The sequence below is a fragment of the Pseudoalteromonas sp. NZS100 genome (genome assembly GCF_015864815.1).
GTDB classification, from domain to species: domain Bacteria; phylum Pseudomonadota; class Gammaproteobacteria; order Enterobacterales; family Alteromonadaceae; genus Pseudoalteromonas; species Pseudoalteromonas distincta.
Window position 1 is genome coordinate 42,428 of record NZ_JADYWM010000011.1, and the last position, 21,889, is coordinate 64,316.

The 21,889-nt window shown below is 40.0% G+C and carries 15 protein-coding genes; 1 reads left to right on the top strand and 14 read right to left on the bottom strand.

The window, feature by feature from the left end:
• Nucleotides 1-9: 9 nt before the first annotated feature.
• The 11 genes from phoR to I6E69_RS12625 all read right to left on the bottom strand — a co-directional run bounded on the left by phoR (nt 10) and on the right by I6E69_RS12625 (nt 12,700).
• A complete protein-coding gene (phoR, locus tag I6E69_RS12575) occupies nt 10-1,317 on the bottom strand; it encodes a phosphate regulon sensor histidine kinase PhoR (protein WP_002962688.1) in 1,308 nt (435 codons plus the stop codon).
• Nucleotides 1,318-1,382: 65 nt separating this feature from the next.
• Nucleotides 1,383-2,072, bottom strand: coding sequence for a phosphate regulon transcriptional regulator PhoB (gene phoB, locus I6E69_RS12580; protein ID WP_006791869.1), 690 nt, complete (start codon nt 2,070-2,072; stop codon nt 1,383-1,385).
• Nucleotides 2,073-2,801: 729 nt separating this feature from the next.
• On the bottom strand, nt 2,802-3,866 hold the full coding sequence (gene fba / locus I6E69_RS12585; RefSeq protein WP_002961523.1) for a class II fructose-bisphosphate aldolase: 1,065 nt from the start codon (nt 3,864-3,866) through the stop codon (nt 2,802-2,804).
• 201 nt (nt 3,867-4,067) lie between these two features.
• A complete protein-coding gene (locus tag I6E69_RS12590) occupies nt 4,068-5,243 on the bottom strand; it encodes a phosphoglycerate kinase (protein WP_002961525.1) in 1,176 nt (391 codons plus the stop codon).
• A 64-nt stretch (nt 5,244-5,307) separates the two neighbouring features.
• A complete protein-coding gene (gene epd / locus I6E69_RS12595; protein ID WP_007587176.1) occupies nt 5,308-6,324 on the bottom strand; it encodes an erythrose-4-phosphate dehydrogenase in 1,017 nt (338 codons plus the stop codon).
• A 178-nt stretch (nt 6,325-6,502) separates the two neighbouring features.
• Nucleotides 6,503-7,165 carry a peroxiredoxin-like family protein gene (locus I6E69_RS12600; RefSeq protein WP_197121364.1) on the bottom strand — a complete coding sequence of 221 codons (663 nt, stop codon included), beginning with the start codon at nt 7,163-7,165 and terminating at the stop codon, nt 6,503-6,505.
• A 79-nt stretch (nt 7,166-7,244) separates the two neighbouring features.
• Nucleotides 7,245-7,973 (bottom strand): SIMPL domain-containing protein, encoded by a 729-nt coding sequence (locus I6E69_RS12605; protein WP_197121365.1) that lies wholly within the window; start codon nt 7,971-7,973, stop codon nt 7,245-7,247.
• Nucleotides 7,974-8,100: 127 nt separating this feature from the next.
• Nucleotides 8,101-8,724: a 3'-5' exonuclease gene (locus I6E69_RS12610; RefSeq protein ID WP_197121366.1), complete on the bottom strand. Its 624-nt coding sequence runs from the start codon at nt 8,722-8,724 to the stop codon at nt 8,101-8,103.
• A 15-nt stretch (nt 8,725-8,739) separates the two neighbouring features.
• Entirely contained in the window at nt 8,740-10,578 is a 1,839-nt protein-coding gene (locus tag I6E69_RS12615) for a DUF294 nucleotidyltransferase-like domain-containing protein (protein WP_197121367.1), read from the bottom strand.
• Nucleotides 10,579-10,701: 123 nt separating this feature from the next.
• Nucleotides 10,702-12,426 carry a sodium:solute symporter family protein gene (locus I6E69_RS12620; RefSeq protein ID WP_002961534.1) on the bottom strand — a complete coding sequence of 575 codons (1,725 nt, stop codon included), beginning with the start codon at nt 12,424-12,426 and terminating at the stop codon, nt 10,702-10,704.
• Nucleotides 12,427-12,436: 10 nt separating this feature from the next.
• Nucleotides 12,437-12,700, bottom strand: a complete 264-nt coding sequence (locus tag I6E69_RS12625) for a DUF4212 domain-containing protein (RefSeq protein WP_002961535.1) — start codon at nt 12,698-12,700, stop codon at nt 12,437-12,439.
• 414 nt (nt 12,701-13,114) lie between these two features.
• Between I6E69_RS12625 and I6E69_RS12630 the strand changes: the two genes are divergently transcribed.
• Entirely contained in the window at nt 13,115-16,555 is a 3,441-nt protein-coding gene (locus I6E69_RS12630) for a PAS-domain containing protein (RefSeq protein WP_197121368.1), read from the top strand.
• A gap of 117 nt (nt 16,556-16,672) precedes the next feature.
• On the opposite strand, the gene I6E69_RS12635 is transcribed toward I6E69_RS12630, so the two are convergent.
• The 3 genes from I6E69_RS12635 to I6E69_RS12645 all read right to left on the bottom strand — a co-directional run bounded on the left by I6E69_RS12635 (nt 16,673) and on the right by I6E69_RS12645 (nt 21,577).
• Complete coding sequence (locus tag I6E69_RS12635) at nt 16,673-19,318, bottom strand: DUF2339 domain-containing protein (RefSeq protein ID WP_197121369.1); 2,646 nt, start codon at nt 19,316-19,318, stop codon at nt 16,673-16,675.
• 125 nt (nt 19,319-19,443) lie between these two features.
• Nucleotides 19,444-20,805, bottom strand: coding sequence for a hypothetical protein (locus I6E69_RS12640; RefSeq protein WP_182737247.1), 1,362 nt, complete (start codon nt 20,803-20,805; stop codon nt 19,444-19,446).
• A 163-nt stretch (nt 20,806-20,968) separates the two neighbouring features.
• Complete coding sequence (locus tag I6E69_RS12645; protein WP_331459128.1) at nt 20,969-21,577, bottom strand: GGDEF domain-containing protein; 609 nt, start codon at nt 21,575-21,577, stop codon at nt 20,969-20,971.
• Nucleotides 21,578-21,889 lie beyond the last annotated feature (312 nt).

Consider the following 21,889-nt stretch of genomic DNA (forward strand, 5'->3'; position numbering starts at 1 on the left):
TTAGCTTAATTATTTAGTCAGCGAAACTATCTTATCTATTGAAAACTCAAAAGAAAAACACGATCCTTTGTTAACTTCACTACGAATATTTAATTTACTATCATGGCGAGTTAACACATGTTTTGTTATAGCGAGCCCTAAGCCTGAGCCACCTGTTGTTCTACTGCGAGCTTTGTCAACACGATAAAAACGCTCAGTTAATCGGTTAATATGCTCAGGCGCAATACCATCACCATTATCGGTAACACTAAAACACGCTTTATTGTTTTTGCGCTGCCAGCATACTTCTACTTTACCGCCTGGTTTTGTGTAATGAATCGCGTTGAATACTAAATTAGAAAACGCACTACGCAGTTCATCCTCAGAGCCTTTAATATCAAGGGTTTTATCAATATCAAAAATAAGTTCGTGGCCTTTGTCCTGATTAATTGAGTTTGCTTCAGTGTGAATATAACCAAGTAATTGCGGTACATTTATAGCTTTATCATTGTCTTGGCGACGAGCACCTTCAATACGCGAAAGCGATAGTAATTGGCTGACTAAGCTATCCATGCGCTTGCATTGTTCAAGCATAGTATTTTGCGCTTTGTTCCACATTGCTGGCGGCGGCATCATGTCGCCATCCATCATCTCAAGATACCCTGTAACCACTGTAAGCGGTGTACGTAGTTCATGCGACACATTGGCTACAAAGTCTTTACGCATCTGTTCTAGCTGTTTTAAGCGCGTTACATCACGTACCACAACCATAAGTTGCGTACTTGCATATGGCATTACCCTAAACTCAAGCACCTGCTCAATACTGTGACCGTTATCCAGCTCAAGCGCATCGTCAAATTCGCCTTTGTGCATGTATTTAGCAAACTTAGGTTCGCGAATTAAATTATCAAGGCGCTGACCATGATCCGTAGGCCACTGCAAACCAAGCACTTTAAGGGCTAATTGATTACACCACACAATACTTAAATCGTTTTGTAATACCACTACCGCATCAGGTACCGCTTCAGCCCCATCGCGAAAGCGACGAATTAAATCTGCAAGCTCATTACGTTTTTTACGATTACGGTGCTGGAGATGATAAATACCTTCAAACACTTGCTCCCATGCCCCCTCACCCTCTGGCGGATTAAAGCTGCGTTGATTAAGTAGCCAATCGCTCAAACGATAAAGTTGATGGTAGTGCCAAATAAGGAGAGAAAAAGATCCTAAAAATAAAAGCAAAAATGGCGCGCCAACCAGCACACCAATTAATAGTAAGGGTAAAAAATAGATAAACAGGCGTTTAACTAACGCCTGTTTATTAACAACTCGATACATACACTCACTTTACCTTAGAGTAGTAATACATGCGTATTTTACACATTAGCTAAGCTTTAAGCTGATCACAGCTTACTTGAAAAACGATACCCAGCGCCACGTACTGTTTGCACCAAACGGTCATGTCCAAGTGGGCCAATTGCTTTACGCAGGCGACGAATGTGCACATCAACCGTGCGATCTTCTACGTAAACGTTAGTTCCCCACACATGATCAAGCAGTTGTTCACGGCTATAAACACGTTCTGGGTGAGTCATAAAAAAGTGCAGTAATCTAAATTCGGTTGGCCCCATATCAAGCTCGTTACCTTCTGAGGTAACACGATGCGAAATAGGGTCTAAACGCAGGCCATGTACTTCAATAGCTTCTTCTAATGAGGTTGGCGATACACGGCGAATAACCGCTTTAATACGTGCCATAAGCTCTTTAGGAGAAAACGGCTTAGTGACGTAATCATCTGCACCTACTTCAAGGCCGCGTACTTTGTCTTCTTCTTCGCCGCGAGCTGTAAGCATAATAATTGGGATTTGGCGGGTGTGTTCGTTTTGCTTAAACTTTTTAGCAATTTGAATACCGCTTCCACCTGGTAACATCCAATCAAGTAAAACCATATCTGGGTAAGGTTCAACCATAGCTGCAATAGCAGAGTCGTAATCTTCTGCTTCAATTGCTTGAAATCCATTTTGCTCTAAAACAAAAACCAACATCTCCCTGATAGGAGCTTCGTCATCTACGACTAGTACTTTACGTGACATTCCAATTTATCTCTTACGCTATCGAATTAGTTTTCATTATTATGACTAAGTATGACATTTTTATGAAAGTGTAACGTGTAAATTAAAATGGTGGTAAAAAAAACACAAATTAGTGACAAAAAACCTCATTAACGTCATATTTTTAAAACCTTTTTAATATTTAACGTAATAAAAAGAGATTTACGATAAATTTATGTAATAGCTAACTTTTTGAAATTATCTTTTTTGTATCGCTATTTAAACCACTAAACAATATTAAACTAGCTGGGATCATTGTTTTACTAACCAAGACATTTTGACAGATCGATCGTTTAAAAGTAGCTTTAAAGCCATTTTAAAATCAACAAACCCGCCTGTGTAACAAACAATACGTTCAAAAATAGATCTAAATTTTACTAAGCCCCAAATAAAGGATCAGATTTTTACCAAGCCGATCCCCCCTCAGATCAGAGTTGTACCTAGTCAAAGCAATAAGTTGTTGATTGTTTGTACAAATAAATAACGATCAAATTATCTCAGAGCCCAAAATAGCATTAAAGTGTATTTGGCTTAGTAAAGTAATGATCCGAAAAAGGCTGTGTTAGTAAATGCATGATCCCAAAATTCCGCGTTGGTAATGCAGTGATCTGATCAAAAAACCGTAATCTGTAATATAAAAAGGGCTGACATTAAAAAAGCCAGCAACAAAGTTACTGGCTTAGTAATAATGATCAATTATAAATTGATCTATTATCTAATTTTAGGGTCTAGTTCGCCGCTTAAGTATTTAAGGTGCATTTCATCAAGTGAAATTGGCTTAATTTTACTAGCCTGGCCAGAAGTACCAAACGAGTTATAGCGTGCAACGCAAATCTCTGTCATTGCTTTTGTAGCTTCAGCTAGGTATTTACGTGGATCGAAGTTAGATGGGTTAAGCGCCATATGACGACGAATTGCACCGGTAGATGCTAAACGTAAATCGGTATCAATATTTACCTTACGAACACCAAACTTAATGCCTTCAACAATCTGCTCAACTGGCACACCATAAGTTTCTGGAATTTCGCCACCGTACTGATTAATAATTTCTAACCACTCTTGTGGAACTGAAGATGAACCATGCATCACTAAGTGCGTGTTAGGAATACGAGCATGAATCGCTTTAATGCGATCAATCGCTAAAATGTCATCTGTTGGTGGGCGAGTAAATTTATAAGCACCGTGTGAAGTACCGCAAGCAATTGCAAGTGCATCAACGTGGGTTTTATTTACAAAATCAGCCGCTTCTTCAGGGTCTGTTAGCATTTGATCAGTTGTTAATAACCCTTCTGCACCAACGCCATCTTCTTCGCCAGCTTCACCTGTTTCAAGTGAACCAAGTACACCTAGCTCGCCTTCAACAGATACGCCACAGGCATGCGCCATAGCAACTGTTTCGCGCGTTACTTCTACATTGTATTCGTAGCTTGAAGGGGTTTTGCCGTCGCTCATTAATGAGCCATCCATCATTACTGATGAAAAACCAAGCTGAATTGAACGCTGACATACACCTGGCGATGTGCCGTGATCTTGATGCATTACAACTGGGATATGTGGCCATTCTTCAACGGCTGCTAAAATCATATGACGAATAAATGGAGCACCAGCATAAGCACGTGCACCCGCTGATCCCTGAACGATTACTGGGCTGTTTGTTTTGTCAGCCGCTTCCATTATTGCGCGCATTTGCTCTTGATTGTTAACATTAAAAGCAGGTACGCCGTAACCATGCTCTGCTGCATGATCTAAAAGTTGTCGCATACTGATTAAAGCCATTGGGTATTCTCCAATTTATCGACAGTAGTTCCCTACCATCTAGTTTGAACGGATGTGTTAGTTTGGCGTTATAACAACGCCACGAAAAACCACTGCTTTGCAGTAATATTCCGTCTAAATTAACGACTAAATTAGGGTGAGAGGTATTTAGTAATTAATTGTCGGTGAGGGCTATTACCCCCTCACCTTACGCCACTAAAATTACTTAGCGCGCGACTCTAGCATTTCAACTGCAGGAAGTTTTTTGCCTTCTAAAAACTCTAAGAACGCACCACCACCAGTAGAAATATAAGATACTTTATCGGCAATGCCGTATTTATCAATTGCGGCTAAGGTATCACCACCACCGGCGATTGAAAACGCATTTGAGTTAGCAATTGCTTGTGCAATAGCACGAGTACCATTACCAAACTGGTCAAACTCGAACACGCCAACTGGGCCATTCCATACAACAGTGCCTGCATTTGCAATAATTTTTGCAAGCTTGCTCGCTGTATCAGGGCCAATATCAAAAATCATATCATTGCTTGTTACTTCGCTTACATCTTTAAGCGTAGCTACAGCAGATTCAGAAAACTCATTACCAACCACTACGTCAGTCGGTACCGGAATTTCACCATTATTAGCAATCGCTGCTGCACATAAACGATTCGCTTCATCCATTAAATCAGGTTCGTAAAGCGACTTACCAACTGGGCTACCTGATGCAGCAATAAAGGTATTTGCAATACCGCCGCCGGTAACTAATTGGTCAACAATTTTAGAAAGTGAATCTAAAACGGTTAGCTTAGTAGATACTTTAGAACCACCAACAATCGCGACTAATGGACGTGCTGGATTATCAAGTGCTTTGCCTAACGCTTCAAGCTCAGCCGATAACAATGGACCTGCACATGCCACATCAGCAAATAAGCCAACGCCATGGGTAGACGCTTGTGCACGGTGAGCCGTACCAAATGCATCCATTACATATACATCACACAGTGCTGCTAGTTGCTTAGATAGCGCTTCGTCGTTTTTCTTCTCGCCTTTGTTAAAGCGCACATTTTCAAAAACAACCACTTCGTTATCAGCAATATCAACACCGTTTAAGTAATCTTTTTCTAAACGTACAGTTTGCTCTAGGGCATCGTTTAAGTAATCAGCTACAGGTGCAAGCGAAAACGCTTCATCGTATTCCCCTTCCGTAGGACGGCCAAGGTGTGACATAACCATTACTTTAGCGCCTTTCTCAAGGGCTAGTTTAATAGTAGGTAGTGCTGCACGAATACGCGCATCTGACGTCACTTTACCTGCTTTAACTGGTACATTTAAATCTTCACGAATTAATACGCGTTTGCCGTTTAAATCTAAATCTGCCATTTTTATGACCGACATGAACATCTCCTTAGTTAACGATACTGAACCTGAAAAATACGTTTAAAATTATTATATTAATAAATTACTTATTCACTGCCATCATAGCACGCGCTGTGTCGAGCATACGATTAGCAAAACCCCATTCGTTATCACACCATACTAATAACTTTATCAGTCGTTTGTGGCTGACACGTGTTTGTGTGCCATCAATAATACAAGAATGTGGGTCGTGATTAAAATCAACCGATACAAGCGGCTCTTCGGTATAACTTAAAATACCTTCTAAGCGGTCTTTTGCTTGTGCTTTAAGTGCATTATTTACTGCATTTAAATCTACATCGGTATTAACCGTTACACTTAAATCCATTGCCGTGACATTTATAGTCGGTACACGTACAGCTATGGCTTCAAAACGGCCTTTAAATTTAGGTAAAATACGGTCTATACCACGGGCGAGCTTTGTATCAACTGGAATAATTGATTGGCTTGCAGCGCGAGTACGGCGTAAATCATGATGATAACCATCAATCACTTGTTGATCGTTCATCGACGCATGAATTGTTGTAATAGCGCCCGACTCAATACCAAATGCATCATCTAATACTTTAATAACCGGCACAACACAGTTAGTTGTACACGAGCCGTTAGACACAATTGTGTGTTCGTTTTTAAGCTCATCGTCGTTAATGCCATACACAATCGTAGCATCAACATCGTTATCGGCCGGATGCGAAAACAACACCTTTTTAGCGCCTGCGGTAATATGTAACTGCGCATGTTCACGCGAGTGATAAACACCCGTACATTCAAGTACAACGTCTACATCGAGCGTTTGCCAAGGTAATTCAATTGGGTTTTCTTCACAAAAAAGTGCAATGGTATCGCCTGCAACACTAATGGTGTCTTCACCAAGTTTTACAGGAAAAGAAAAACGACCGTGGGATGTGTCGTATTTTAATAAATGAGCAATAGCTTCAGGATCAGCAAGTTCGTTAATCGCAACAATTTTTATATCGTCGCTCAAACCAGACTCGTATAACGCGCGGACAATATTTCGACCAATACGACCAAAACCATTAATTGCAAGTTTGATTGCCATGAAATATAAAATCCACTCTTTTAGCGTGCAGATAAAGGCAATACGCCTTTTAGATGTATGTATTGTAATCGACCTTGCATCTGATTATAAGAGGGAAGCATTAGAAACTTTAAATTAAGGTTAAAGAGCTTAGGCATTGCAAGCTCTTCGAGGGTTCTGACTTTTTAAATTAAGTTTTTTATACTAAATTTTTCAAAGCGTTAATTATATCTTCTGGCTCAGAACGAGTACGATAATCAACATCAACATAACGCCAAGTCACTTTACCTTGTTTATCTAAAACAAAGGTGGCAGGGATCGGTAAAACACTACTATTGCCATTGTTAACCGACTCTAAATCTAGGCCTCGGTCTACTCGCATATGCTCGAGTAAAAATGTGGGCACTTGCCATGCTACGCCGTAGCTTGCTGCTACATCGGCATTTTGATCACTCAGCACTAAAAAATCCATGTTACTTATATCGCTTTCGTTCATTGAGCCATCGGGTACTTGCGGGCTAATAGCCACCAATTGTGCGCCTAATGCGTGAATTTCAGGTAAACGTGCTTGAAGCGCTTTGAGCTGTAAATTACAGTACGGACACCAACTTCCACGATAAAAAGTAACAACCATAGGCCCTTTAGCAAGTAACTCAGTTAACTGCACCGATTGACCATGCTGATTTGGTAACTCAAAACTTGGTGCGATTTGGTTTAAATCAAGTGCATTAGCACCTTGTTGAAACGCTTTTGCTTGTGCAATCGTTTCATCAACACCTTTCATAAAATCAGGATTACCTTTACGCCCTGCTGCTATTTTTGCCTTAGTTTGTGCTTTTAACGTGTTATTTTTATCGCTCATAATATGGCTACCTTCAAATTAATCAAAAACTTAAAACCAGCCTACATTATGAAAATGTATTTGAAATGAAAATTTTAACTTATTCATTTACCTCTAAATCAAACACCACGTTTATTGATGATTTAAAGCTTACCGTTTGTTGTAGATAATTTTTGCGAGCTTTAGGAAATGAATCGCTTATTGGATTTACTCTATCTATTTTTTTAACCGCTGCACCAAAACCACTGTAAACGCTTTTTTGAGTTGAGCTAATAGTGCGTACTTCACCCATTTTTGTACCAAAGGAGTTAGCAAGCATATTTGCTTTTTCTTTTGCGTTATTAAGTGCTTGTTGTGTAGCTTGTGCTTGTAACAGCTCAGCTTTTGAAGATAAAAACTCAGTATTTTGAATCGCATTTACTTTTAAATTCAATAAAAAATCACTTAAATCATTCACTCTTTCAATATTTTTTAGTGTTACTTCAAAGGTCCTTATAGCTGCGTATTCAGCGGGAGCCTGATGCCCTGTTTCAATGTAATCCATACCCGTTTTTTCAACTTTAACACTTGAGGCGACTACATCATCGGCAGTTATTTCAAATTGACTTAGTCCGTCAATTAGTAAATTAACTTTATTATCAAGATCGTTCTTAGCTGCTAAAGGTTCGTTTTTAATACTTATAATTTGAAATAGTATTTTAGCTATATCAGGAATGGCAAGCACCTCTGCAGTCCCTTGAACCGAAATTTGACGGCTTGTAGGCAAGCTTGAATTAGCAAAAGTGATGAGTGGGAATAAGGTTAAGAAAATAGTAGTGATGAGTTTCATGTTCGTTCCTTGAAGTAATTAGTAAATAATGATTACGTAACTGTACCTATAGTTATACGGATAACAATAAAAGTAAACTGCTCTTTATTGTAGGTGGGAGTTTATCTCGCGCGGCATAAAGCCCCGCCTACACCAACTCGCCTACTTTTAACTCTTTGCCACGGCTTATTTGATGGCACTGGGCTAGCAGTAACTCTGCGGTGGCTTGTGCATCGGTCAGTGCATGATGGCAATGATAGCTTGGTAACTCATAACGTGTGCGGCAAGCATTAAGGGTTAAATCATCTTGTTTTATTTCAGTTGAATGATGGAGTAAGCGCTTTTGCTCAATATGCAGTGTGTCGAGTATCAGTTTAGGCCGTATAGTTATATTGGCATTTTTAAGCGCTGTTTTTAAAAAGCCCCAATCGAGCATGGCATTATGAAACACTAAAATACAGTCGCTAAAATGGTTACTTAATTGCATTAATATACTGTTTAGGCTTAGCCCCTTTGCTATAGCATCATCGCTAATCCCATGAAAAACAGGACTTTGCTCAAGGTTTTTTACGTCTTTATTTATAAGGTGCTGCGACTCGCTCATTTTTATACATTGGTTATCTATTATCACCCACGCTACCGATACAATTTCGTGCTGTTTTGCATCAAGGCCAGTGAGCTCTAAATCAATCACCAAATAACGTTGTTGTAAGGCATTTTTGCCTAGTAATTTACGGCGCTTTAAATACCGAGTGAGCAGCTTTTTTACCATGTTAGTAATCCATCATTATAAACTGCCGCGAGCAAACTTAAACGCGGCGGCTTGCTGCGCTTGTTTAACAAGGTAAAACGCTTCTTTTAGTTGATGGCGCTCTAGTGAGTTTAATTTATTAGGATTAATACAATTACTCGGTAAGCCCTCTTCGTTTATTTGTGTACTCAAGCGCAACTGCGTTAAGAACCGCCAGCAGTCTTTTAGGTTGTATATATCTTCTTTGCTGATCAGTTTATGTTTTAGTAGTGCGTCCAACCGCTCTTGCGTGTTGGCGCGCCTAATACCCGCTTTTAAAGCGTATAACCGCACTATGTCATTTATAATTACGACACCGCGTTTTTTTAAATCTATGTATTTATTATTTTGATCTGTTTTTTCGGTTTTAAATTTATTAAATAAACCAATTGGCACGCTGTTGCTACTTATGTCGGTTGCCATTGCGGCATAGAATAAGTCGTTACGCGATATACGAATTAGTTGCTCGCAAAAAGCTGTGTATAAAGCGTTTGAACCTTCAATAAATCGCAGGTCAAAAAATATCTTACAGTTAAGCATTGCATTGGGTGTGGGGCTTTTTATCCATTTAAAAAAGCGCTCGCTCCAGTCGTTTACGCTCATACGGCACTCATCACTGCTTGCCATAATATTACCTGGGCAACGCCTAATGCCGCACTCAACTAAATTCTCGCATACAAACTCCCCCATACTTTTAAAGTAAGCGTGTTGCTCGGTGGTTAAGTCGTTAGGGAGTAATAAGCCGTTATCTTGATCTGAATGCAGGGTTTGTTCTTCGCGTGCTTGCGAGCCAAAGCAAATAAAACTAAAGCTGGTTGGCGCTGCGCCATGCTCTTCTTGAAATAAGTGAATCAGGCGCGATGTAAGCGCATCGGTTAAACCACTGAGTAATTTACCAATTAGCGATATGTCGTCAATGTTGTACGAAAAACCACGCAAAAGTTCGGGAATTTCTTTAGCGTAGCGTTTTAAATCAGTAACAGTATGCGCTTTATATATGCGCCCAATAAGCTGTACGGGGTCGCTTTTTTGTTGGCGTAGTAAATCGGTGCTGGTTATCATCCCTATCGGGTTATGGTTTTCGTCAAGCACGGGCAAATGGTGAATATTGTATTTAAGCATTAAGTGTAGCGCCGAAAACACCCGGTTATTTTCAAATATAAACTTAGGTTTGGCGGTCATAATACTGCTTACTGCGTCTTGTGGATCTACCTCGTCGGCAAGTACTCGGTTGCGTAAATCGCGGTCGGTCACCACCCCTACTAAGTGCGCGTGCTGCGTTATCATTATTGACGACACACCATGCTCTTTCATTTTTTTAGCGCTTTGCCTAATACTTGCATCGGGCGTAAGCGTAATTGCTGTGCGCGTCATCAGCTCTGATATTTTACGTTCCGACCAGCTATCGTTTTTACTTTTATAATGCGATGACAACAACCGGTTAGCATGAGCGCGTACAAAGTATTGCTCAAACGATTTATATTCTCTGCGTAAAAAATCAAAGTGCGTTTGAGAGAGCATATACACTATGCCCTCTTTTTGTACTTCTAATCTATTTTGAATTGCCTCACCGGTTAACAGCGACGGAAAACCAAAATAGTCACCTTGCGCTAAGCGCGTAACAACATCGCCCTTGCCATCAACTAGGTCGTACAAACCAGAGCGAATTAAAAATAGTTTAGGGTTTTCACTTTGTAACCACTGAGTTTGGTTTTCGCGGGTAAGGTAAATAATATCAAGATGATTTACAAAATATTCGTATGCGCTGCTATCAAGCATAGTAAAAGGCGCTTGCAAACAAACGTATTGGGCTATCTCTTGTTGTTCTACACTCATTGTATTCGCTCTTTAAATGGTGATGTACCAATCTAATGTACTTATTTATTAAACAAATAAAAAGCCCGACTAAAGTCGGGCTTTTGGTGCTTTATATTTTTTTACTATATCTGTAAATGTTGCCTAGTGATCGTGCGCTTCAGCTGACCCTTTAGGGTTACGAATACCTTCTACCATTTCTTGAATTTCAATAGGTGTAGCTTGAGTAAATTTAAGAACAACTGCAGCTACTACAAAGTTAATAATCATACCAATTAAGCCAATACCTTCAGGCGAAATACCTAAAAACCAATGTTCAGGGTTGTTAAGCTCAGGGCTTACAAACTTGAAGAAGATAATATAAGCAGCGGTAAAGCCAATACCCGTTACCATACCTGCAATTGCGCCCTCTCGGTTCATTGTTTTAGAGAATATACCCATAATAATTGCTGGGAAGAAACTCGCTGCCGCCAAGCCGAATGCAAATGCCACTACCGATGCCACAAATCCAGGCGGGTTAATACCAAAGTACGCGGAGATAACAATAGCGACCATGGCTGCCAACCTCGCTGCAAGTAACTCTTGCTTGTCGGTAATATCGGGCTTGAGGGTTCGCTTGAGTAAATCGTGCGAAACGGAGGTCGAAATAACCAGTAGTAAACCTGCTGTTGTAGACAATGCAGCGGCAATACCACCGGCAGCTACAAGTGCAATTACCCATGCTGGTAAATTAGCAATTTCTGGATTTGCTAATACCATAATGTCGCGGTCTACATTTACTTCGTTAGCACTGTTCGGATCGGTGATTTTACCCGCCGTGTAGAACATTTTGCCATCGCCGTTTTTATCATCAAATGTAATTAAACCTGTGCGTTCCCAGTTTTTAATCCATCCTGGTGCTTCTGCGTAAGCTGTACCGCTACCGTCTTTACCATTAATAGTATCAACCATGTTTACACGAGCAAAGGCTGCAACCGCAGGTGCTGTTGTGTAAACAATCGCGATGAACACAAGTGTCCATGCTGCAGAAATACGCGTGTCTTTTACGCGAGGTACAGTGAAAAAGCGTACAATTACATGTGGTAAACCAGCAGTACCTACCATTAACGCACCAGTAATAGCGAATACGTCAATCATGCTCTTAGAGCCTTCGGTATATTGTGCAAAACCAAGCTCAGCACTTAAGCCGTCTAGTTTATCAAGTACGTACACGCCATCGCTGCCAATCAATGTGGCACCAAAACCGGTTTGCGGGAAGAAATGACCCGTCATCATCATCGAGATAAAAATGGCTGGTACAAGGTAGGCAAATACAAGTACACAATACTGCGCTACTTGTGTGTAGGTAATGCCTTTCATGCCGCCAAGTACCGCATAAAAGAATACAATCACCATACCAATGTAAACACCGGTTTCAATTTCTACTTCTAAAAAGCGTGAAAATACCACGCCTACGCCACGCATTTGCCCTGCTATATAAGTGAAACAAATGAATATGGCACAAAAAATAGCAACTAAACGCGCGGTACGTGAATAGTAACGGTCGCCAATAAAGTCTGGCACAGTAAACTTGCCGAATTTACGTAAGTAAGGCGCTAAACACATGGCTAATAGTACATAACCACCTGTCCACCCCATTAAGTAAACACTGCCATCGTAACCTGCAAACGAAATAATACCCGCCATTGAAATAAACGACGCGGCGCTCATCCAATCGGCAGCTGTTGCCATACCATTAGCAAGAGGAGGTACGCCGCCGCCCGCTACATAAAACTCTTTGGTTGAACCCGCTCGGGCCCATATTGCTATGCCGATATAAAGCGCAAAGCTTAAACCAACAATTAAAAACGTGAGTGTTTGAACATCCATTGCTTAGCTCCTATTCGTCTACGCCGTATTTTTTATCTAACGTATTCATTTTGAAAACGTACACAAAAATCAAAGCAACAAAGGTATAAATCGCGCCTTGCTGGGCGAACCAGAAGCCAAGTTTAAACCCAAAAAAACGTACTTCATTAAGTACATCAACCAGTAATATGCCAAAGCCAAAAGACACGACAAACCACACTGCTAACAGTTTAAATAACAGCGAAATGTTTTCTGCCCAATAAGCTTTTGCTTGTTCTTCATCTTTAAAAGCCATTTTTGTTTTCCCCTTTAAGCACCGCAATATCGCGATGAGTGGTTTTTTATCTTCGCTTACCAATTTAGCAACGCTGGTTACATATTGAATTGAGACCATAGTCGTAACAGCCTGTTAACGTTTACGTAAACTGTATTTATCATTCAAGCGTGTTTTATATATTTTTATATTATTTCAATTGCTTAGGCTGTTTTTGTAAGCTGGCTTTATGATTAAATTGATAAGTTGGTCATTAATGCGACATTAGTCTAATGCTCAAGGGTGTTTTATTTTTACTGTCAATATTCAATAAGATATAAATAAAATAAAAGTTTTATTTTAAATTCAACCCTCACACTTAACCCCAGTTCTGGTATTGTGTTAATCCCTCATAGGGATGAGGGACTATTTAAAATAATAAGGTTTAATAACAACATGACTGCCGTACTCATTATTGTTGCTTTAAGTTATATAGGTGTGCTGTTTTGGCTTGCCAATTGGGGCGATAAAACAACCCCTTTGGCAAAGCGTATTAGCCATCACCCATTTGTGTATTCACTCTCACTCGGGATTTACTGTACCTCTTGGACTTATTACGGTTCGGTGGGAACAGCCGCCACCAGCAGTTGGAGTTACTTGCCAATATTATTAGGCCCTGCGTTGCTGTTTTTATTCGGCCAAGGATTTTTACGTAAGCTGGTACTGGTAAGTAAAAAACAAAATATAACGACTATTGCTGACTTTATTTCAGCTCGTTACGGCAAACGTCAAACTACAGCAATAATGGTTACTGTAATCGCATTACTGGCAACCATTCCCTACATTGCACTGCAATTAAAAGCGCTTAGTACAAGCTTTTTACTTTTGCAAAACAGTAATAAAATATCCGGCGATATGCTCGCGCTTTCTGCCACACTAATTATGGCTTTATTTGCTATATTTTTTGGTACTCGCAAAGTTGATGTAACTGAATATCGCTCTGGCTTAATGCTCGCTGTTGCATTTGAATCTATGATCAAACTTATTGCTCTTATTGCCGTTGCGGGGCTTGCAGTATTTACACTTTTTAATTTACCCGAAGCCACCACGAACAAAGTAACTGAGTCTATTTGGGGTCACTGGAGCGATTTTAACTTTTTTAGCTTTAACTTTATTGGTCAGTCTTTAATGGCTGCAGCGGCTATTATATGTTTGCCTCGCCAGTTTCATGTAACCGTGGTCGACAACCAAAACAAACGCCACTTACTTACCGCTCGCTGGGCTTTTCCGCTGTATTTACTACTAACAGCCGCAATGATTTTACCTATTGCGACTGCGGCCATTCATCCTGAAATTGGCAGCGGCTATTCACCCGACAGCTTTGTACTTGCCCTACCGCTAATTAACGACAACGCCTTTTTAACCACCTTTGTATTTATAGGTGGACTATCGGCCGCCACCGCAATGATAGTGGTAGCAACGCTTACATTAAGCACGATGATTTCAAACGATGTGGTACTGCCGTTAATGCTGCGTAGAAAGTTTAAACGTAACTTAATTACCAGCAGTTATAAGTCTCGTATATTACTTGTAAGGCGATTTGCTATTGCAGGCATATTAATTTTGGCCTATTTCTATCAGCAATGGTTTGGCCATAGTAGCGCACTGGCCAGTATGGGCTTGGTGGCGTTTTCACTTGTTACCCAATTGCTGCCCTCTATTGTGGGTGGTTTATATTGGCGAAAAGGTCATGCTTATGGGGTGTATGCGGGTTTGGTAGCAGGCTTTATTTGCTGGATACTATTTTTAATGCTGCCAATACTCGATGCCGGCACAACCCTTGATAGCGAGCTGCAACAAACGCTTATAACGCGTGGAACATTGATAGCTTTGTTTGCCAATATTGGTTGTTATATTAGTTTTTCACTTGGGGCTGAGGAGCGCTTAATTGATAAAATTCAGGCCGCTGCTTTTGTTAACCCTAAAGATCAGGCTATTTTATCAAGGCGCTTAAATAAAGACGTAAAAGCCACCGTTTACGACTTTAAAATACTACTGCAAACATTTCTAGGTATTCAGCGCAGCCAACAAGTATTGGCCCATTACGCACTCGCCCATCATTTAAGCGATAACAACGCACACCCAGAGCCTGAATTTATAGCCTACTGCGAACGCGCATTAACAGGCGTGCTTGGCGCATCGTCAGCGCAAGCATTAATACATACGGTATCGTCAGGTAAGCGTATGGCGTTTGAAGAAGTTGTAAACTTTTTTGACGAAACCACACAAGCGCTGCAATTTAATCAAAATCTGTTATTTACCTCACTCGAAAATTTAAGCCACGGTATTTCAGTTGTTGATAAAGATTTAAAACTCGTTGCATGGAACAAACGCTACAATGAAATGTTTGGCTACCCTGAAGGCTTTTTAGAAGTAGGCCAACCCATAGAAGACATTATTAGATACAACGCTAACCGTGGTGAATGTGGCCCCGGTGAAATAGAACGCCAAGTAGAAAAACGTGTACAGCATTTAAAATATGGCAGCTCGCATCATTTTATTCGCCACCGTCGTAATGGCCAAGTATACGAAATGATTGGTAACCCGCTGCCCGATGGCGGATTTGTTACCAGCTTTTCAGATATTACAAACCACATAAGTACGCAAAATGCGCTTGAAGAAGTAAACATGGATCTTGAAAACCGCATAGAAGCACGTACTCAAGAAGTGCAGACTATTAATAAAGACTTACAAGCTCAAATAGATAGCCGCGTACAAACCGAGCAAGCACTTACTTTAGCTAAACGAGAAGCAGAGCAAGCCAACGACAGTAAAACGCGTTTTTTAGCACTGGCGAGCCACGACATTTTACAGCCGTTAAATGCAGCACGTTTATACCTTGCCGCCATTGACGAAAAACAGCTCGACAGCACTAACCAAAACAGCTTTGAAAAACTAGGCGACAGTCTCGATTCAACCGTGCATTTAATGTCGGCACTGCTTGAAATAGCTAAGCTTGAGCAAGGCGCTATGACCCCTACCCCTCGCCACTTTTATATTGAAGATATTTTAGCCCCACTACAAAGTGAATACGCTATTTTATCAAGTGATAAAGGCCTTAAACTTAGTGTGCGTTCAAACCAGCAAATTGTGCACAGCGATATAACCTATTTGCGCCGAATTATTCAAAACTTGGTCTCTAATGCAGTTAAATACACCGATAATGGCCGTGTATTAATTGCCTGTAGGAACCGAAAGCATAATTTACGAATAGAAGTATGGGATACAGGCCCAGGTATTAGCGAAGTAGAGCAAGCTAAAATATTTAACGACTTTTACCGTGTTGAGTCGGGCGATAACAAAGGCGTAGGCTTAGGCCTAGGTGTGGTAAAACGTATGGCTGACTTACTAAGCTTGCCGCTTGATGTGCATTCTGAGCCAAATAAAGGTAGCCGCTTTAGTATTGAAGTACCTTATGGCGACGAGCAGTTTGTACAACAAAAAAGTACTACAAATAGCTTAATAGAAAACCGTGCAGCAATTAATATTGTTGCCGTAGACGACGACCCTGAAAATTTAGCAGCAATGGCAAGCTTACTTAAAAAGTGGCAAGCTAATTACACCCTTTTTGATAACGTAGATAATGTACTGGCGCACGCTAAGCAAAACGGTGCACCCGATGTTATTTTAATGGACTACCAATTAGGCAATGACTGCGATGGCATAACGCTAATTAAAACCCTGCGCGAAATTTGGCAAAGCCAAGTCCCTGCTATTTTAATTACCGCCGTGCGCGACACCGAGCTTAAACAAGAAACCAAAGCCGCTAATATTCATTATTTAAGTAAGCCAATTAAACCGGGCAAACTAAAGGCACTGCTTAATCACAGTACATAATAAGCTAGTAAAAAGTGATCTAGTTAAAAGTATTCTAGTTAAAAGCTATCAAGTAATAGCGTAAAACAAAAAGCCCAGTATCTTCACTGGGCTTTGCTTTATAAAGTATTCATAAAGTTAAACTGGATTTACTCGGCTTCTAAGCTTTTGGAACAACCAACTTAACCCGACCAACGAAAGCCCTAATCCAATAAACGAAAGCGCTTTAAGTAAGCCTTCCAAGTTAGCCATATCAATTAAAAACACTTTAACAATAACGGCAGCTAGTATCCCTAGGCCTACTTTTTGTATTAATAATTGATTTTTTAAATGACCAAAAATAACAGTACCCGCCCCCAATACTAACCAAATAACAGAGTAACTATAAAGCTCTGCATTGCTCGCCCCTTTTGATAAGTATATGTAAGGACCTTGCCAGTACTGACGAATAAAGCTGTTTATTGCCAATAATATAAAGCCACCTGCAACGGCCAATATAAATGGCGTAGCTTTAGCATTTATTGGTTTTACAAGCTTGGCCAGCCAAAGCGTTAATCCTGCAGGTACTAACCACAATAGTAATAACCAGTTAAATATTGGCAGCTCACCTATGTAAAGTGATTCAAATAATGGGTTGTCGTCAAGCAGTGTTTTAATAGCAAAAAGCCCTGCTAACCCCGCAAGTGCAAAGCCCGCCACTTGGTATAACTTAGCTAAAGTACCGGCAAGTTTTGCTCTGTGTAAATACACGCACCCTAATGCCAGCCAGTTACAGGTAAGGAGTATTTGTTCGTAAAAGTTAAGTGAATCAAATTGCGGATAATGCCCTACTAACTGATAACTTGTTTCGGTAGTAATAAAAAGCGCTAAACAATGAAGAGCTGCACCTTCGAGCCATATTTTAAGTTTTGATGAGTCAAAGCACTTAGCTGCGGCAAAAAATAACGCAATACATATCGGATAAACCACAATACTCCAATGCAAGCCAAATACCGTTAACGCATCGTAGCTTGGTGTCCAAGGCGCAAGCGTTAAGCGCAGTAATAACGCAGCAACCAAGGCTTTTATAGGCCAATGCGGCATAGGCACGCTATAACGTTTAATAAGTACGCTTATAAGTAATACTTGTACAGCAAGAGCAATGGTTAGGCCGCTGTCACTTAGTAGCATGGTAATTGCTAACGTAATATTGGCATTAGCGCCTACCCAATAAGTAAAACGCTGAAATAGCGTTGTATTATGCTGCGCGAGCTTTATTAAAATAGCTGCCACTACAAACAATACAACGGCCCAAAGCGGATACGCTGTACTTAACGCAGAATTAGGAATAAGCGTATATAAAGTAGCTATCATTACAAATACACTAAACGCTCCCGTAATATGAAACGCTAAACGCTTAATCTGTTTTTTACCGTAATAAAGCCCAAAAGCGGTAAGTAACAATCCGAGCAATAAACCCAAACCGTATTCATTTTTGAATACAAAGAGTGCGTCATCAAATAGGTTTGGCGAAAGATGCGTGCGCTGAGCGCCTAATACTAATAGCGTTGAAATAACTAACGTTACGCCCTGCCAAATATCCCAACGGCTATTTTTAAGGACTAAAAACAACACCAATACAATACTTAACACGCCGATTGCTTGCCACTGCATATCAAAGTGACTGATCAACATAGTAAATATTAAGGGCGCTATAAAAGCGAGTAGTAATGCATGATCTGGAAGCACTTTAATTAAGCGTTTTAAACTGTACGGGCGATGTTCAATAACATTCAGTTTTAGACCTAAGCGCGGTATAGCAATTAACCCTACAATACTAAGTAAAGCAAATGCCCCCATTAACCAAACGGTATTAGCTTTAAGTAGCGTAAAACCAACTAAATACCAGCCAATGTGCCCTGCCCATAATAAATACCACAACCAAGCTCGCTGCACTTTATGTGCAACTAACGCAGCCGACAAACTTACAAAACCAACATACATGAATAACGTAAACAAGTTACCGCTGCCTGTATTAACCCATATTGGTACGCTATAAGCGCCAATAATACCCAATACAGCCAATAATGGGCCTAACCTAAGCGCCATAGCACTTGCGCTAATTGCAATAACTGCCAGTGCAAAAAATGCCACGGTAGGGCTAAGCATATCGTAGCTGCTGTAAGCTAAAAGCGTTAAAGCAAAACAGGTAATAAACCCGCCGCTTGCAAGCGCTGCGGGTATGTAATTATTAAAGCCTTCAAATACAATGCGTTTATGGTGTAAATAAGCTGCGGCTGCAATTAAGCTAAGTCCAAATAATCCACCTAAACTCAGCCTCATCACAGGCGATAGTAATCCCGCTTCTAGGCTGTATTTAGCTAAAAATATGCCCCCAAACGCAAGCGCTATTGCGCCTATCCAAGTCATCCAGTTTTGCTCAAACCCTGCGCGTAATTTATTAAATAGTAATTCTATGGCTGATGCTGCAGCTGGTTTGGCTTTTTTAGGAGGCGCTGATAGCTGATTTATTACAGGTGGCGACGCGTTTTGGGACGTTAAGCTTGGCTGTGCTTTATGAGCAATTGGCTCTGATCTTGAAAGCGCTGCCTGAGCCGTAGATGCTTCACTTTGAGGTTCACTTTGCGATATCGATTTATATGTTTGTAGATGTGTTATTTTGGCCCTTAAAACAGCAACTTCTTGTTTTAATCCATTTAACTGCACTAGCGCTATTAAGCCGCAAATAGCACCGGTAACTACAACCAGTATTACTATGACGGCTAACCCAACTAAATCATCCATGGCACACTCTTATCAATTATTATGCCCTGAGTGTACCTAATTATTAATGAGTAGGTAAATTTTGTTCAATAAAAAGCCTAAGTACTTAAAGTGCTTAGGCTTTATGCTACTTAATATGCTTAGGTTTATTCAACACTATCGGTAATAGTGCGCTCTAGGGTCATTTTATAACCTGAGCTTGTTGTTTCATCATGCTCTAAAATCAATATGTAGTTACCCTCTTGTGTAAAGTCCATATCGCTTTGTTGAATAAGCACAATTTGCTGGCCGTTGTCTTCGTAAACAACATAAACCGTGTAAATTTCGTTATCTACAACCTGCTCTTCTTGGTCATACTTATCTAGGCCATCGACTACGTTACTGGTGTCGTCTACCGTTTCGCCGTTAAGTGTAAAGTACACATCTACATCTGAAACCGACTGCCCTGCGTAGCTTTCAATTAGATTTACAACCGATACCGTATGGCTGTAACTGCTTGGTGTTAGATTTTCTTCAACGCTCATCATACGTAAACCGTTATCAACGTCGTTATAAAAAATACCCACCGCACTTTGCTCACGCTCTAGCGTCATTAAAAAGTTATCAGCTAGTTTTGTACCTTCTTCGTCGTACATCGCTACGCTGTAACTATTGGGCGAAAGTTCAACATAATCGGTATAAGAGTCACTAGCGACTGTATTTGTTGTGTTTACAGTTGTACCGCGTGTAGCAGAAAAGCTTACTGGCGAGTAGTCATCAACGGTATTTATAAAACGTAATTGCCCTAGGGCAGATTGATGTTTAAGCTCAGTAACGTAGTTATTATCGGTTACTACATCAAGCGTAATACCGCCTTCTTCTGTTGCATAACTTGGGCGGATCATTGCTACATAACTTGCTTCATCGTATAAATAAACAGATGACGACTCGTACACAACATCACTGCTGCCCGCTTCTGTTATGTAAATAGTGTAATAACCTTCATCAACGCTTTGCAGATCTAACTCACTTAAATATTGAGCCGATGAAAAAAGTGTCGCGCTTTCAAATACGCCATCATCAGTTGCTAAGTAAATATCGTAGTTAGTATCCTCACCTGCAATATTGTAAAACCCTAAGTTAAACTCACCCGTATCGCTTGAGATAGGTACGCTAAGCTCTGTAAATGTAGGCTCATCAAAGTTACCACTCATTACTACTAACTGTGTTTTGTCACCCTTAATAGAAATTTCTTGATCGCTAATTGTTATATAGCTGTCGTTAGCATCTAGATACTCAAAACTTACATCATAAGTGTCTGTGCTGTAGTTATGGCGAGTAGTTACATCAGCAAAATCAGCGCCTGATCGCTCTGTTTCTTCAACAAACAAACGTGTGTATGGGCTATTATAAGAGCCGTTATACAATTGGATGTAACCTGTAGAGCTTGAGCTATCGTCAGAGCCGCAGCCCGACAAAATAGTAATTAGACTTAAGGGTAATGCAGCTTTTAAAAGGGAGTTGGTCATTAAGGTTATTCCTTATTATTAATATCCCCATTATGACCCAAACATTCTATTTTAATTTCATGATTTACAAAGCATTACCCTCACTGACATTTCCTTACGAAAACGTTAAAAAGTGTAGTAAATGTGCAAACAATAAGGACGTGTTTTTATATAATTAAAACGCTTACGGGGCAATTTCAAAACGATCCCGACCACTTTTTTTAGCTAAATATAAAGCTTGATCAGCGCGCTTCATTACTTTATCTAAAGGCTCATTAGGTGTTTGCATTGCAACACCTATACTTACTGTTAGGTGACGAGAGTTTTGAATATTTATGGTGTGCGCAAGGTCAATTAATTGCTGTGAAAAATCACACGCTTGCGTCATATTATTTGTAAGCAAGTAGCCACCAAATTCTTCACCACCGAGGCGAGCAAATTTGTTTTGGTGCGTAAAAGCATTGTCGTATTTAGTTGCTAGTTCTTTAAGCATTACATCACCAACATCATGACCAAACTCATCATTAATTGCTTTAAAGTGGTCTATATCGATAATTAAAATAACGTAAGGTGAGTGTTGAGCATCTTTAGCGTGCTGATAAAAATAACGTCTATTATGTACCTTGGTTAAATCGTCAATAATGAGCTCACGCGCTAATCGGTTATTAATACTTTGTACAAAGCGCATAGTTTTAAATAAACCATAGGAAGTTAAAAGCATGCCGCTGGTTCTGCATAAGTCCTCAAAATAAATACTTATCCAATAAGGTTGCACAACTAACTCATCAAGCACGTCTGCCGTGGTGCCAATACTCCATAGTAATAAACCAAAACTAGAAAAATATATGCTTTTTTAGATAGCTCAGAGCATTGAACCATCCAAAACAGAAATATAATGACAATTAAATTAATAAAATCGGTAGTAAAACCGTACACATTGTTTTGAACTTGTAAGGGAGGAAAGTTAGTTAGGGAGTAGGCTGAAAAAATAGCAATATAGATCAATAAAGCTAAACTTAAAACTTTATTGATCAAAGGCATTTTATAAAAGTTAGAAAGTTTAACGGTAAGTTTTACTGTTTCAATCATATTAATTGCTAGGTTT